Here is a 13,956-nt window from a genome sequence, read left to right as displayed (position 1 = left end):
TCTCTGACGGAGGCTGGCACCACCCATTGTTCGGGCCAACGCGGTCTCTGCAGACAGGCATAAAAAAAGCCCCGCACGAAGCGGGGCTTTCTCCAATCGAATGTCCGAGCGCTTAGTTCAAGCGTGCCTTGACGTCGCCAAGTGCCTTCTTGAACAGATCGCTCTGGGCGCCGGCGTCGGCCTTGGCGGCAATGACCTTCTCGGCAGCGGCGATCGCGAGATCGACGGCAGCGGAACGAACCGCGTTGATCGCGTCGCTTTCGGCCTGCTTGATCTTCTGTTCCGAAAGAGCCGTGCGACGAACGACGTATTCCTCGGTCTTCTGCTTGGCTTCCGCGGTCAGCATTTCGGCTTCGCGCTGGGCGGCAGCGACGATGCCAGCAGCTTCCGCTTCGGCATCCTTGCGCTTGCGCTGGTATTCAGCGACGAGGCCCTGTGCTTCTTCGCGCAGGCGCTTGGCTTCGGTCAACTCGTTGCCGATCTTTTCGGCGCGGGCGTCGAGCGCCTTGCCGACCATGCCCGGAACCTTGAGATAGGCAATCAGGACGAAGAACAGGATCAGGCCAACGAAGGCATAGAAAGTTGCATCAAGATGCATAGTTCAGTGCTCCTCAGTTGCCAGCCGATGCCTTGACGGCAGCGGTGATCTCGGCCTTGGTGACGGTTCCGCCGATCAGCTGCTTGACGACAGCCGTTGCGGTTTCCTCGGCGATGGCGCCGACGTCGGCCAGTGCCTTTGCCTTGATGTCGGCGATGCGGTCTTCTGCAGCCGAGATCTTCTTGGCAAGGTCGGCTTCGACGGCGGTGCGGTCAGCATTGGCCTTGGCCTTTGCGGATTCGCGGGCGTCGTCGGCGATCTTGTGACCCTTGGACTTGGCGGCTGCCAGGTCCTGCTCGTAGGAAGCGATGGCAGCGTCGGCTTCGCCCTTGAGGCGGGACGCTTCATCGAGATCCTGAGCGATCCGATCGTGACGGGTTTCCAGAATTCCGCCGATGCGCGGAATGATGACCTTCGACATCAGGAGATAGAAGAGGCCGAACGTGATCGCGAGCCAAAGCAGCTGCGATGCGAAATGGGTCGTATCGAAGGGCGGGAACACGCCGGAGCCAGCCTCGCCTTCGTGAGCCACACCCGTTTCGGTGTGCACCTCACCGGCCGCAGCGGCATCGTGTGCTTCGGCGCCTTCAGTGGTGGTTGACTGCTGGGCATAAGCCGCGGTCACAAACATGCTCACCTCCAGGTGCACTCAAGAATATGCGCGGCCGCGACCTTTTGACGGGTCGCGGCCGAAACTCCAGCCGATATTAGACGGCGAAGAGGAGGAGCAGGGCTACGAGCAGCGAGAAGATGCCCAGAGCTTCCGTAACGGCGAAGCCGAATACGAGGCGGCCGAACTGGCCGTCAGCAGCCGACGGGTTACGCAGCGCGCCAGAGAGGTAGCTGCCGAAGATGTTGCCGAGGCCGAGAGCCGTGCCGGCCATGCCGAGGCAAGCGAGACCTGCGCCGATGTACTTTGCTGCTTCCGCTTCCATGTTTGAACTCCTTCGAATGGTGTTGCGGCTTAGGATTGCGCTTCCGGCGGAGGTCCGGCCGGAAGCAAGCGACTGTTATTCCTTAGTGGCTTCCGGGATGGACAGCGTCGTTGAGGTACATGCAAGTCAGTACCGCGAAGACATAGGCCTGGAGGAAGCAGACGAGGAACTCAAGACCGGTAATGGCGACGGTCATGATGAGCGGCAGGATGGCGCCACCGATGCCGACCGCGCCGAGGGCGCTGAGCGAGGTGACGAAGCCTGCGAAGACCTTCAGCGTGATGTGGCCGGCCAGCATGTTGGCGAAAAGACGGACCGAGAGGCTGATGGGGCGGGAAAGGAACGAGATGACTTCGATCGCGACGACGAGCGGCAGAAGGACGCCAGGAACGCCATGCGGCACGAAGAGCTTCAGGAAGCCGAGACCGTGCTTGTAGAAACCGTAGAGAATGACGGTACCGATGACGAACAGCGCCAAAGCGAAAGTGACGATGATCTGGCTGGTGACCGTGAAGAAGTAGGGCATCATGCCGAGCAGGTTCGCCGTCAGGATGAACATGAACAGCGAGAACACCATCGGGAAGAACTTCATGCCGCCGCTGCCGGCACCTTCGCGCAGCATCGAGGCGATGAATTCGTAGGACATTTCCGAGACCGACTGCATGCGGGTCGGGATAAGACCGCGCTGCGACGTCGTCAGATAAAGAAAGCCTGCGGCAACACCCACGGTCGCAACCATGAACAGCGACGCATTGGTGAAGGAAAAGTCCATTCCGCCAATTTCGATCGGGACAATCTTATTGACCAAGAACTGGTGGGTCGGATCGTTTGACACCGCGCTTCTCTTTCGTTCTACCCGCCCGAGAGCGGAAACCGTTTTCTTCGGGGCAACGCCTCAGCGGGCGTCGCCGTCCTTCTTGTCATTCCCAGAACCGCCTCTTCCGGCTTCCGGTGTCGCCACCATACCGGCCGAGCGCAGCACATTCAGCACGCCAGCGCAGAAGCCGAGAAGCAGGAAGATAATCAATCCCCACGGCCCTGTACCCGCAAAGTGGTCCAAAAGATAGCCCAGAAACGCCCCGACAACGATGCCGGCGATGAACTCGCTCGAGAGCTTCATCGCCGCCGCATAACCTTTACGGCTTTCGGCGGCCCTGGCTTCCGCTACATCAGGCGTATTGGGCCTCTTGGCCTCAATCTTGTCGCCGAGCTGCTTCAGCCGCGCTTCCAGACTTTCTTCAGGTTTCTCCGCCACGTGGCTACTCCCTTGTCGTCCTTATCGGGTCTCAGACCGCGATTTCGGTCATACAATAGGCCTTCGCACAAGCCACGTTTCGGCCCCATTTGAAGTCGCGCGCAACATAGTTTTAGGCACCCGCATAGTCAAGGCGTGCAGGTCGCTTGATCGTGGACAATGTTTTCCATGAAATTCAATGGGTTAAGCACACGTTCATCGATCTTCGACAAGGTCGCCGCAGGATTCCGGCCGGAGACCGGCGGGAATCCCCCTTCCGCGTGTGCGCAGGAAAGGCGGCGGAATCGCGTCGGGCGCGGATCAGCTCCAGCCGCCGCCATAGGTGCGATAGAATATATGCATGCCGATCTTGCCGACCCGCTTCATCGTCTTCGCCCACGGCGGATTGACGTAGGTTGCGTGGTAATGGGTGGCAGAGCCCACTTCCGGCAGCCAGATCTTGCCGGCGGTGACGGCCATGGCGACTTCCTTGGCGGTCTTCCAGTGCGAGCGGGAATAAATAAGGTCGCGTATCATGTCGCAGGCGAAGGAAAACTGGCAACGGTTGCGCCAGGCCTTGTTCTGATAAACAACGCCGCAGATGGTCTTCGGATAGGTGGGATTGCGCACGCGATTGAGAATCACTTGCGCGACCGCGGCCTGACCCTTGAGCGGCTCGCTACGGGCTTCGAAGTAGATGCCTTCGGCCAGGCAGGTCTGCTCTTCCTTGCTGAAGACCGACCCCGGCAATGCGGTGGCGGCCCAGGCGTGGTCGTCCGGCGCAATCTCGGGAATGAAGCGACCGGCGTTCCTGTCTTCGCGCAGGATCGAATCGAAGGGCGATTCACGCGCGTAGTCCGGCTCGGGCCGGACGTAAGCAGTCGCAAGAATGTCGGGGCGATCATTGGTAACGAGCTTGGCCAGCATCGGCGAAACGCCGGGCTCCGCCTTTGGCGGCGTCTTCCGGTAGAAGGCGGTGGCGATCTCGATCTCCTTGCCTTCGATGCGGGACTTGGCGAAGACCATCTTCTCCCCCTCCCCCAGGCTTGGCTCCATCAGGGAGCTGGTGCGCTGCAGGATGGAGCCGGCGGAGAAATCCTTCGGCGGCGTTACCGGGGTCACGGCGACGACGCGGCCCTTCTTGGCCTGACGGTTGACGCGGTCTTCGTCGGGCGTGCCCGAATGTTTGGTTTCCGCGGTCAGCGCGACGCGGCTGCCGTCCGGCATGGTGATGCCGGCGCCGCCGTCAAGCGCGCCCGTGGTGACCGGATCGGCAAACACCATTTCGGCTTCGTGGATCGAGCCGGCCGGCGACGGCGTCATATACATGCGCCAGCGCTCGCCGCCCCGGTTGATGCCGGACAGGAAGGTCGCGAGGTCGGCATAGGCCGCAGACGAGGGAAAGCCGAGATAAAGCGCAAGGCCGATGATCGCGGGCGCCATCCAGGCGGACGGGTTCAGGCGAGACTTTATACGCAGGTTCCGACTCTTACGCACCAACCGACTCCACGCAACGCTATCAGGCGGCACGGCTTCGCCCGCGCCGGCTATGCGCCAGCGTCGAGAATTCCGCGCGGGAAGATTAGACAATCAAGCAACCGGACACTTCGCCGGGACTGCTCCGTTCGTGCTTTGAAAATGAAGCATTAACCTTGATGTTTGGTTAATGCGCGATCGCTGAAAGGTGGATGCCCCCACAACGCAACGAAGCCGCCTCCCCATCGGAAGGCGGCTTCGTCGCGTTGTATATCCGGCCCATCTCGCGCCCGGCCAAGGACCGGGCGAACGTCAGATGATCACGTGCGAGCCGAGTTCGACCACGCGGTTGGTCGGCAGGCGGAAGTAGTCCGATGGATCGATTGCCGCATTCGCAAGCGCGATGAACAACCGGTCCTGCCAGTGCGGCATGCCGCTCTCGGCATCGGGCACGAGCTTGCGGCGGCCGAGATAGAAGGACGTCGACATGATGTCGAACTTCAGGCCCGACTTGCGGAAGAGACCGAGCGCCTGCGAGACGTTCTGCGTTTCCATGAAGCCGAAGCGCATTTCGAGCAATGTGAACCGGTCCGACAACGGCTGCATGCTCACCCGTTCCGACTTCGGCACCTTCGGCGTATTGGCCGTGCGGATCGTCAGGATGAAGTTCTGATTGTGCAGCACGTGGTTGTGCTTGATGTTGTGGAGCAGTGCGGCCGGCGTCGATTCCGGATCGCTCGTCAGGAACACGGCGGTTCCGGGCACGGCCACCGGCGCATGTTCGCTCTTGCGCTCGATCGACTTGATGAAGCTCGCCAGCGGTATGTCGATGTGGCGGGTCTTGGCGTGCAGGATTTCGGTGCCGCGCCGCCAGGTCCACATGATGATGATGAAGGTGGCGGCGATCAGCACCGGAACGTAGCCGCCGTCGTGGATCTTCAGCATGTTGGCGCCGAGGAAGATGAACTCCAGCGCGAAGAGCGGCAACAGCACAGCGGCGGCCGCAAGCGCCGACCAGTTCCAGCGCATGCGCAGGAACTCGAAGGAAAGCACCGTCGTCACCACCATCGCGCCGGTCACCGAGATGCCGTAGGCGGTCGCCAGCGATTCGGACGAACCGAAGACGAAGACCAGCGCCATGACGCCGAACATCAGGAGCGTGTTGACGTTCGGCAGGTAGATCTGGCCCGTATGGGTCTCGGACGTATGGAAGATCGCCATGCGCGGCAGGAAGCCGAGGTGGATCGCCTGGCGCGTCAGCGAGAAGGCACCGGTTATCACCGCCTGGCTGGCGATGATGGTTGCCGCCGTCGCCAGAATGACCACTGGCAGCAGTGCCCATTTCGGGAACATCAGGAAGAACGGGTCGGACATCGCTTCCGGGTTCTTCAGGACGAAGGCGCCCTGGCCGAGATAATTGAGGGTCAATGCCGGAAAGACGATCAGGAACCAGGCCCACTGGATCGGCCGGCGGCCGAAATGGCCAAGGTCGGCGTAGAGCGCCTCTGCACCGGTCACCGTCAGGAAGACGGCGCCGAGCACGATGATGCCGACATAGCCTTCGCTGAGCATGAAGCTCACGGCGTAGTAGGGATTGAAGGCCTTGAAGATCGATAAGTCGTCGGAGATGTGCACGAAACCGATGCCGCCCATCACCAGGAACCAGACGAGCGTGATCGGACCGAAGAAGTTCGAGACCGCCGCGGTTCCCTTCGACTGCATCGCAAAGAGCATCAACAGGATGACCACCGCGATCGGCACGACATATTCCGACAGCGCCGGCGTCACCAGCTTCAGACCTTCGACCGCTGAAAGAACCGACAGCGCCGGCGTGATCATCGCGTCGCCGATAAAGAGCGCGGCACCGGCGATGCCCATGAAGAAGAGGATGGCGGCGTGGCCGTTGGCGGACTTCATCAACAGGGCAAGCAGCGACAGCGTACCGCCCTCTCCCTGGTTGTCAGCGCGCAGAAGAAACAGCACGTATTTGATCGTGACGATGATCGTCAGCGTCCAGATCATCAGCGAGATCAGGCCGATGATCTCCGCATCGGTCACACCGTCATGGGAAACCGGGCGCAACGCTTCGCGAAAGGCATAGAGCGGGCTGGTGCCGATATCGCCATAGACGACACCGATCGAACCAAGCCCGAGGACCAGCAGACGGCGCAGGTCCTTCGGCTCATGAGTGGAAGGGGCATGCGATTGGGTCATGCAAACCTACTGGCGTTCAAAGCCAGCCTTTCCAGCGGAAAAAGAAAAAGGGGATCACGGCCGATATCACCATCGCCGCGATCGCCCAGGGATAACCGAATTGCCATTCCAGCTCGGGCATGACGCGGAAGTTCATGCCGTAGACCGAGGCGACCAGCGTCGGTGGCAGAAGCACGACCGACGCGATCGAGAAGATCTTGATGATGGCGTTCTGCTCGACGTTGATCAGGCCGAGCGATGCATCGAGCAGGAAGGTAATGTTGCCGGAAATGAACCCGGCATGTTCGGACAGCGATTGGATGTCGCGCGAAATCGAGCGGCAGAGTTCGCGCGTTTCCTTGTCGTCCTGCACCTGCGGAACGGTGTAGACGAATGTCAGCAGGCGCGAGAGCGAGGCGAGGCTGTCGCGGGTCTTGGCGACCAGACGATGATGCCCGGCAACGTCGCGCAGGCGCGCCTCGAGAAAATGCGGCGGGCGGCGCTTGCCGGCAGCCTTGTCGCCGAAGACGGCGATCGACAGATCGTCGATCTTGGTCACGGCCTCTTCGAGAATTTCGGCGGTCCGGTCGGCGATCGTTTCCAGGAGCCGGGTCAGAACCACCGCGCCGTCTCGGCAATTTCCGGGGAAGCGGTGCATCGACGCCTTGAAGAGGGCGAAAGATCGGGGCTCGGCATAGCGGATGGTGACGAGCCGGCTACCCGCCAGGATAAAGCCGATGTCAGTCAGGCCGGGTATCTCCGTGTCCGAACGAAACACCAGTGACGCCGTCATGAACACGGCGCTCTCCTCGATATAGAGACGGCTCGAAGGCTCGATGTCCTTGAGGTCGTCGCGCGTCGGGATGGAAATGCCGAGCAGCTTTTCCATCATCAGATCTTCCGCCTTGTTCGGCTCGACCAGATCCAGCCAGATGAGGTCCGAACGCAAGCTCTCGGGCGGGTCGGCGGGCGTCAGGACGACGGCCGTGCCATCGGCGCAATAGCCGGTGATCATGCGAGCGTCCTCGTCATGCCAACCTTAGGGTCGAATGGAAGAGGCGAAAGATCGTGCGCCACAAAATACCCACAATAGAGATCCATCGGATGGGACGTTCCGCCAGTCAGGACAAAGTCTTCAACTCAGTCATCGCGAGAGGCCAAGATCTCGGGCGAGAGGGCGTCAAGTTGGGCACCTTCGCAAGTGCGGCAAGGCATATGGCGCAACGCAAACGCAAAATCAATGCCCTCTTGCAATCCGGCACGCGGGCATGCGCCGCCAGTTCGGCGCCACCCTATAGCATGTTTGCTTAAATCAAAACCGAATCAAGGGCAAAACGATTCGTGCCCGACAGCCGGGCAGAACCGCTTCGAGACAAACTACTCGAACACGATGTTCGGCGCGGCGCGGCTCTTGTCCTGCTGCGTGGCCGATACCTGTTCCCAGACCTTTGTCGCGATATCGCGGTAGACGCGCGCGACCTCGCCTGCCGGGTCGGAGGCGACCAGCGGCGTTCCTGCATCCGACGTCTCGCGAATTCCCATCGTCAGCGGCACTTCGCCGAGGAAGGGCACGCCGATGCGTTCTGCCTCCTTGCGGGCGCCGCCGTGCCCGAAGATGTCGTAGCGGTTTCCGGTGTCGGGCGCGACGAAGTAGCTCATGTTCTCGACGATGCCGAGCACCGGGACTTCCACCTTGCGGAACATGGCAAGGCCCTTGCGCGCATCGATCAGCGCCAGGTCCTGCGGCGTCGAGACGATGACGGCACCGGCAAGCGGCACCTGCTGGGCCATGGTGAGCTGGGCGTCGCCCGTGCCCGGCGGCATGTCGACGACGAGCACGTCAAGATCGCCCCAGGCGACCTCGCGCAACATCTGCAGAAGCGCCGACTGGATCATCGGTCCGCGCCAGATCATCGCCACTTCCTCATCGACGAGGAAACCCATGGACATGACCTTGAGGCCGTAATTTTCCATCGGGCGGATGAGCCGGCCCTCGATCTGCTGCGGCCGGCCGGAAATCTTCAGGAGCCGCGGCATCGAGGGGCCGTAGATATCGGCATCGAGCAGACCGACTTTCAGGCCGTTTGCCTGGAGTGCCAGCGCCAGATTGACCGACGTGGTCGACTTGCCGACACCGCCCTTGCCCGAAGCGACGGCGATAATCGCGCCGACGCCGGGGATCCCCGCCTTGGCGGGCGGTCCGCCAGCCGGACGCGGGGCGTGGGAGTGGCCTGCATGGGACGGTGCCTGCGGCTGCGGGCGCTGCACCGGCGCGCTGCCTGCGGCTGCCTTGCGGTCGGCCGTCAGAGCGACCATTGCCGCGGTGATCCCGGGAATGTCACGCACCACGCGCTCGGCTGCAGCCCGCATCGGCTCCAGCTCCTTGGCGCGTTCGGCCGGCACGGTGATCGAGAAATAGGCCTTGCCGTCGGAGATGAAGACATCAGACACGAGCCCGAGGTCGACGATATTGCCTTCCATGCCCGGGCCACGCACCGTGCGCAACTTTTCGAGCACTACTTCTTTCGTGACTTCCGGCATCGCGCCCTCTCATTCTTTTGTTATCTCTTAGATAGTCGAGGCGGGGCGCTTCGCCAATGCGACATATCGGAAAAAGGAAGGGCCACCACCCGCCTCGGTGTCCGTACATCCGGGATCACCTTTAAGGCGGGCAGTGGCCCTTTCGGTCGCGACCTTCTTGGGCGCTGTCTTCTTTTTAGTCCCCTCTGGACATGCCAATAGAAATGCAGGATGCGTGCCAGTTTCAGATCTGGCGGAAATAGGCAGCAATTTCAAAAAGATAATCTCGACCGCCATTCATCGGCCGGCGATGGCATATGCCCAGTTTCTGAGCAACCGTCTGCAAATCGTCCAAGGATGGAGCAGATCGCCCAGATGACGGAACCTTGGCGACAGCATGCCGGGCTTCCCCAAGCTTCTTTCGATCGCATCAGGTCGAGGACATTCAGGAAGAGGCTTGCGGCGCAGGGCCGACTTGGGGCTAGCTGATGTAGCCCTTCTTCATCGCCTTCACGACCGCCTGAGTGCGGTTGACGGCATCGAGCTTCTTGGTCACGTGGTTGAGGTAGTGGTTGACCGTATGCTCGGAGAGCCCGAGGATGCCGGCGATCTCGGCGCTGGTCTTTCCGGCAGCCGTCCAGCTCAAACACTGGATCTCGCGCTCCGAAAGTGCTGCGCCGCTGCTCTTCCACACGGAGCCGATTTCGGCGAGGCGGTTATAGACATGGATTGCAATCATCTGCAGTTCCATGGTGACGGTCATCGGCAGTTCGACCAGCGGGCCCATCAGGATGACAGCGCCGCGGCCGCCCTCGGCGTCATGAACCGGGAAGTAGCTTGCCTGGAAGATACCGTTTTCGCGCAGCATCTCGATGTATTCGGCCGCCGATTCCGGTTTGCCGCCCTCTCCCTCCCAGGCTGCAAGCGTCACCTGGAACGGCGTCGTCGTCTCGCGCAGGCGGCGCACGCCGGTGCTGAAGCGCAGCATCGACAGGCTGTCATACTTGTTCAGCAGCTCGGCCGGCATGTTGGAGATGACGGTGCTCGCGGCGAGGCGCTCCACGTCGATCGAGGGGATCGAGCAGATCAGAAACGTCTTGAAGCCAAAAACCTGCGTGATCCGCCGCATATAGCGGATGATATCGAACTGGGTCTCAAGCTTTGCGATCTCGGACGCGAAATCGCCGCCCCGGGGCAGATCTGCGTCAGTCATCCCGGTCGTCATCGTATCCTGCATTCGCGCGTTCCATGGCATTCATCACGTATCAAATAGACCGAGCCGCCTGCCAATGCCAACAGATGATCGAAAATCCCTGCCGCTTCGACCCAAAAGTCTGTGTATTTCCCCTCGTGAAGGCCGATATTGCCATCAGCTCGCGCGCGACGCGTGCCGGCGATCAGTTGATCAACCCGGCGCGCACGGCCTTTGCGACGGTCTGAACGCGATTGACCGAATCCAGCTTGCGCGTTGCCCGGTTGAGGTAGTGGTTGACGGTATATTCGGACAGCGCCAGAATTTTCGCCATTTCACTGGTGGTCTTGCCGGCGGCCGCCCAGCGCAGGCACTCGACCTCGCGGCGTGAAAGGCTTCCCGCACCGCGCTTGTCGCGATCGCGCACCTCCATGTATTTGCTGTAGAGCACGCCGGCCCAAAGGTTGAGCTCCTGAAGCTCGTCATTGGAAACCACGGGACGGTCGCCGCCAAAGGCGATCGCGGCGCGGTGGCCGCTCGCATCGTGCACCGGCAGATAGAGGCCGCGCGGCATGTTCGCCTGCTCGAAGACGCAGACCGCCGCATCGCCCTTGCCGTCGGCTCGGCGGCGCGCAAGCTGGTGCGCGTCGTAGGTAAAGGGGATGGTGCTGCGCCGAAGCCGCTGGATCACCGGGCTGCCATTGATCAAGCCGGCACTGTCATAGCCTTTGAGAAAGGCGGCCGGGTAGTTCGTCATCAAGGCGTTGACGGACAGGCTGTTGCTCTCCGTTTCCGGAATGGCAAGCACCAGGAAACCACGGAAACCGTAGGAATCCGCAACCTGGGCGATCACGCGCCTGATATCCTCTTCGCAACAAATCGGCCCACGGATGGTTCGCCCATCAGGAAGCGCCAACGCCGACAAATTCGCGCTGAAATCAATCATCTTCCGCCCTTCTCCACATCCGGTTCCATGCGGGAACCGGCCGCTGACGCCGCATGAAGATCACGTCAAAAATTTATACCAATACCAAAAACGAACCAGACTAAGACCATCCACGAACCTGAGTCTGATATATTAAAGCTATCGAGCGAGACGCGCCACGTCCAGTCGATGTTTCTAATTTACCGTAAAGTGAATTCAAGGTCCACCACGGCCGGGCCCAAGACGGATCGCCGCGTCCTCGCCAACCGCTTGCGCCGCTGCCCGAACCGCTGCCGCCCAGGCCGACAATTGCTCCATGGTCACCCGATAGGCGGGCCCGGTTACCGACAGGCCGGCCGCAAGTTCGCTGCCGGGAATGAGGATAGGTGCTGCAACGCAGCGGATCTCCGTCTCATGTTCCTCGCGGTCGAAAGCGTGGCCGTCGCGCCGGATTTCCTCGATCTCCGCCAGCAAGGTGGCAGCCGAGCGATGGGTGTGCGGCGTGAAGGCGTGAAACTCGGTTCGGGCCAAAATACCTTCCAACTCCGGCTGTCCAAGCAAGGACAGCGCCGCCTTGCCGATGCCGGTGCAATAGGCCGGCGACGCCTTGCCGATCTGCGAACTCATGCGCACCGTCTGGCGGCTTTCTACCTTGTCGACATAGACGATCTCGGTCTCGCGCAGAATGCCGAGATGCACGGTCTCACCGGTCAGTTCGTGCAATCGCTGCAGGTGAGGCTCGGCAACGTCGCGAAAGCGATTGGCGGACCAGGAACGATAGGCCAGCGTCAGCAGCCGAAGGCCAGGCTCATAGGAGAGGTCGCGGCGCTGGATCAGCAGTCCTTCCTCGACCAGATGGCTGAGCAGCCGGTACAACGTGCCGCGCGGCTGGCCGGACCGGGCGAGAATATCTGTAAAGCGCTGCGGGCCATCGGCGGTGACCACCGCTTCCAGGACGGTGATTGCCTTGCCGAGCGTGCCCGTGCCAGCCTCCGCACGCACTTCGTCCCCTCCGCCTGCCGCTTCACCCGTCATCGTCGCTCGCTTGTTTGTTTCCGATTGCAGTCGCGCGATCGGGCGCGCGACCTTGACAAGGTAGACGCTTCGACGTGATAATTCCATATAATAAAATCAAGTTCCAAATAATGGAACAACTCTTCACCATAGGACTGATCGGGGATACAGGAATATGCCGGTGCCGAAGGCACAATTTCATGATCTCAAAGACCGCGCGGTGCTGGTCACCGGTGGCGGTTCCGGCATTGGCGCAGCGCTTGTAGAGGGCTTCGTCGACCAGGGTGCACGGGTGGCCTTCGTCGATATCGACGAGAGGGCAAGCCTCGACCTCGTCGAAAGGCTCGCCATCAAGGCAAGCACGGCACCGGTCTATATTCCCGCCGACTTGCGCGACATCGAAGCGGTAAAAAAGGCCGCGCAGACTGCGGCGGCCGCTCTCGGCGCGATCCACGTGCTCGTCAACAATGCGGCGCGCGACGATCGCCAACCACTCGAAAGCGTAACCGAAGAGAGCTGGGACGAGAGCCAGGCGGTCAACCTCAGGCACCTCTTCTTCATGAGCCAGGGGGTTGCGCCGCATATGCGCGAAGCCGGCGGCGGGTCGATCGTCAATTTCTCGTCGATCGCCTATCTGCTCAACATGGCCGAAATCCCGGCCTATGCGACGGCGAAAGCCGCGATCGTCGGCCTGACCAAATCGCTCGCCGGAAAGCTCGGCCAGGACAACATCCGCGTCAACGCGATCCTGCCCGGCATGATCGTCACCGAGCGCCAGAAACGGCTGTGGCTGAGCGACGCGGCAATCGCCGGCATGCAGGAACGGCAGTGCCTGAAGCGCAGCCTCACCGCCGACGATCTCGTCGGCCCTTGCCTTTTTCTCGCGTCGGCGTGCTCGTCGGGCATGACCGCGCAAACAATGATCATCGATGGAGGCGCACTTTGATGACGGCAGCCTATTATGCCGCAGTCGACTGGGGAACCACGAGTTTCCGGCTGTGGATCATCGGCGAGGACGGCTCGGTGCTCGCCGAGCGCCGAAGCGGCGAAGGCATGACCACGGCCAACAAGGCCGGGTTCCATGCGATCCTCGAAAAGCACCTGGTCGCCGTCGATGCGCCAGGCCACCTGCCGGCGATCATCTGCGGCATGGCCGGCGCCAAGCAGGGTTGGGTCGAGGCCGGCTATCTCGATACGCCGGCCGCGCTCGCCGATATCGCCTCCCATGCCGTGGCAGTGCCGGATCTCGATCGCGACATCCGTATCCTGCCGGGTCTGGCGCAGCGTGATCGGCGGCACCCGGATGTGATGCGCGGCGAGGAGACGCAATTGCTCGGCGCGGCAAGCGACCTCGGTCGCGGTCTACATCTCGTCTGCATGCCGGGCACACACAGCAAATGGGTGCGGCTCGAAGACGGCGCCGTCAGCGGCTTTTCCACCTTCATGACCGGCGAATTGTTCGACGTGATCTCCAAGCACTCGATCCTCAGCCACTCGATCGCCGACGCGCATGCGTTTACCGGCGATCATCCCGCCTTTGCGGCGGCGGTGGCCGAGGCACGCACAAATCCGGCGCTCGCCACCAGCCTGATCTTCGGCGCGCGCTCAGGCCAATTGCTGCACGGCGCAAGCGCGACCGACGCCAAGGCATTGCTGTCGGGCACGCTGATCGGCCTGGAGATCGCCGGCGCGCTGGCTTCAGCCAAGACGATCGACAGCATCTGCCTCGTCGCCTCCGGATCCCTTGGTACGCTTTATCAGGCCGCGCTCGAAAGCCTCGACTGCCCTCTTCAGGTGGTCGATGCCGACACGGCCGTCCGCTCCGGCCTTTCGACCGCCGCCCAGGCGATCTGGCCCCTCTGAACGAAA

14 protein-coding genes are annotated in these 13,956 nt (G+C 61.8%); 2 read left to right on the top strand and 12 right to left on the bottom strand.

Features of this window, described 5'->3' with window-relative positions; genetic code table 11:
* Positions 1-112: 112 nt before the first annotated feature.
* The 12 genes from IB277_RS01450 to IB277_RS01395 all read right to left on the bottom strand — a co-directional run bounded on the left by IB277_RS01450 (position 113) and on the right by IB277_RS01395 (position 12,108).
* Complete coding sequence (locus tag IB277_RS01450; protein ID WP_034801048.1) at positions 113-598, bottom strand: F0F1 ATP synthase subunit B; 486 nt, start codon at positions 596-598, stop codon at positions 113-115.
* Between the two features lie 13 nt (positions 599-611).
* Complete coding sequence (locus tag IB277_RS01445; protein WP_034801046.1) at positions 612-1,229, bottom strand: F0F1 ATP synthase subunit B; 618 nt, start codon at positions 1,227-1,229, stop codon at positions 612-614.
* Positions 1,230-1,305: 76 nt separating this feature from the next.
* Positions 1,306-1,533: a F0F1 ATP synthase subunit C gene (locus IB277_RS01440; RefSeq protein ID WP_025426100.1), complete on the bottom strand. Its 228-nt coding sequence runs from the start codon at positions 1,531-1,533 to the stop codon at positions 1,306-1,308.
* An 82-nt stretch (positions 1,534-1,615) separates the two neighbouring features.
* The gene (locus IB277_RS01435) at positions 1,616-2,368 is read right to left on the bottom strand and encodes a F0F1 ATP synthase subunit A (RefSeq protein WP_043620932.1); all 753 of its coding nucleotides are present in this window, start codon (positions 2,366-2,368) and stop codon (positions 1,616-1,618) included.
* A gap of 60 nt (positions 2,369-2,428) precedes the next feature.
* Complete coding sequence (locus tag IB277_RS01430; RefSeq protein ID WP_034801042.1) at positions 2,429-2,788, bottom strand: AtpZ/AtpI family protein; 360 nt, start codon at positions 2,786-2,788, stop codon at positions 2,429-2,431.
* A gap of 300 nt (positions 2,789-3,088) precedes the next feature.
* Positions 3,089-4,210, bottom strand: coding sequence for a cell wall hydrolase (locus IB277_RS01425; protein WP_060516388.1), 1,122 nt, complete (start codon positions 4,208-4,210; stop codon positions 3,089-3,091).
* A 345-nt stretch (positions 4,211-4,555) separates the two neighbouring features.
* The gene (locus IB277_RS01420) at positions 4,556-6,457 is read right to left on the bottom strand and encodes a potassium transporter Kup (protein ID WP_192370697.1); all 1,902 of its coding nucleotides are present in this window, start codon (positions 6,455-6,457) and stop codon (positions 4,556-4,558) included.
* A gap of 16 nt (positions 6,458-6,473) precedes the next feature.
* Positions 6,474-7,451, bottom strand: a complete 978-nt coding sequence (locus IB277_RS01415; protein ID WP_112770490.1) for a magnesium transporter CorA family protein — start codon at positions 7,449-7,451, stop codon at positions 6,474-6,476.
* Between the two features lie 362 nt (positions 7,452-7,813).
* A complete protein-coding gene (locus IB277_RS01410) occupies positions 7,814-8,977 on the bottom strand; it encodes an Mrp/NBP35 family ATP-binding protein (RefSeq protein WP_034801037.1) in 1,164 nt (387 codons plus the stop codon).
* A gap of 460 nt (positions 8,978-9,437) precedes the next feature.
* Entirely contained in the window at positions 9,438-10,211 is a 774-nt protein-coding gene (locus tag IB277_RS01405) for a LuxR family transcriptional regulator (protein WP_051659571.1), read from the bottom strand.
* 142 nt (positions 10,212-10,353) lie between these two features.
* The gene (locus IB277_RS01400; protein ID WP_034801035.1) at positions 10,354-11,094 is read right to left on the bottom strand and encodes a LuxR family transcriptional regulator; all 741 of its coding nucleotides are present in this window, start codon (positions 11,092-11,094) and stop codon (positions 10,354-10,356) included.
* 195 nt (positions 11,095-11,289) lie between these two features.
* Positions 11,290-12,108: an IclR family transcriptional regulator gene (locus IB277_RS01395; protein ID WP_060516565.1), complete on the bottom strand. Its 819-nt coding sequence runs from the start codon at positions 12,106-12,108 to the stop codon at positions 11,290-11,292.
* A gap of 154 nt (positions 12,109-12,262) precedes the next feature.
* On the opposite strand from IB277_RS01395, the gene IB277_RS01390 reads away from it, so the two are divergent.
* Together IB277_RS01390 and IB277_RS01385 are read left to right on the top strand one after the other, a co-directional pair.
* Complete coding sequence (locus IB277_RS01390) at positions 12,263-13,033, top strand: SDR family NAD(P)-dependent oxidoreductase (protein WP_192370695.1); 771 nt, start codon at positions 12,263-12,265, stop codon at positions 13,031-13,033.
* Complete coding sequence (locus IB277_RS01385; RefSeq protein ID WP_060584091.1) at positions 13,033-13,950, top strand: 2-dehydro-3-deoxygalactonokinase; 918 nt, start codon at positions 13,033-13,035, stop codon at positions 13,948-13,950. The genes IB277_RS01390 and IB277_RS01385 overlap by 1 nt, the downstream gene beginning before the upstream one ends.
* Positions 13,951-13,956 lie beyond the last annotated feature (6 nt).

It is taken from the genome of Ensifer sp. ENS07, from assembly GCF_014852185.1.
GTDB classification, from domain to species: Bacteria; Pseudomonadota; Alphaproteobacteria; order Rhizobiales; family Rhizobiaceae; genus Ensifer; species Ensifer adhaerens.
Note: the sequence above shows the minus strand (reverse complement) of the source record. Positions and strands in the feature narration are given on the sequence as shown.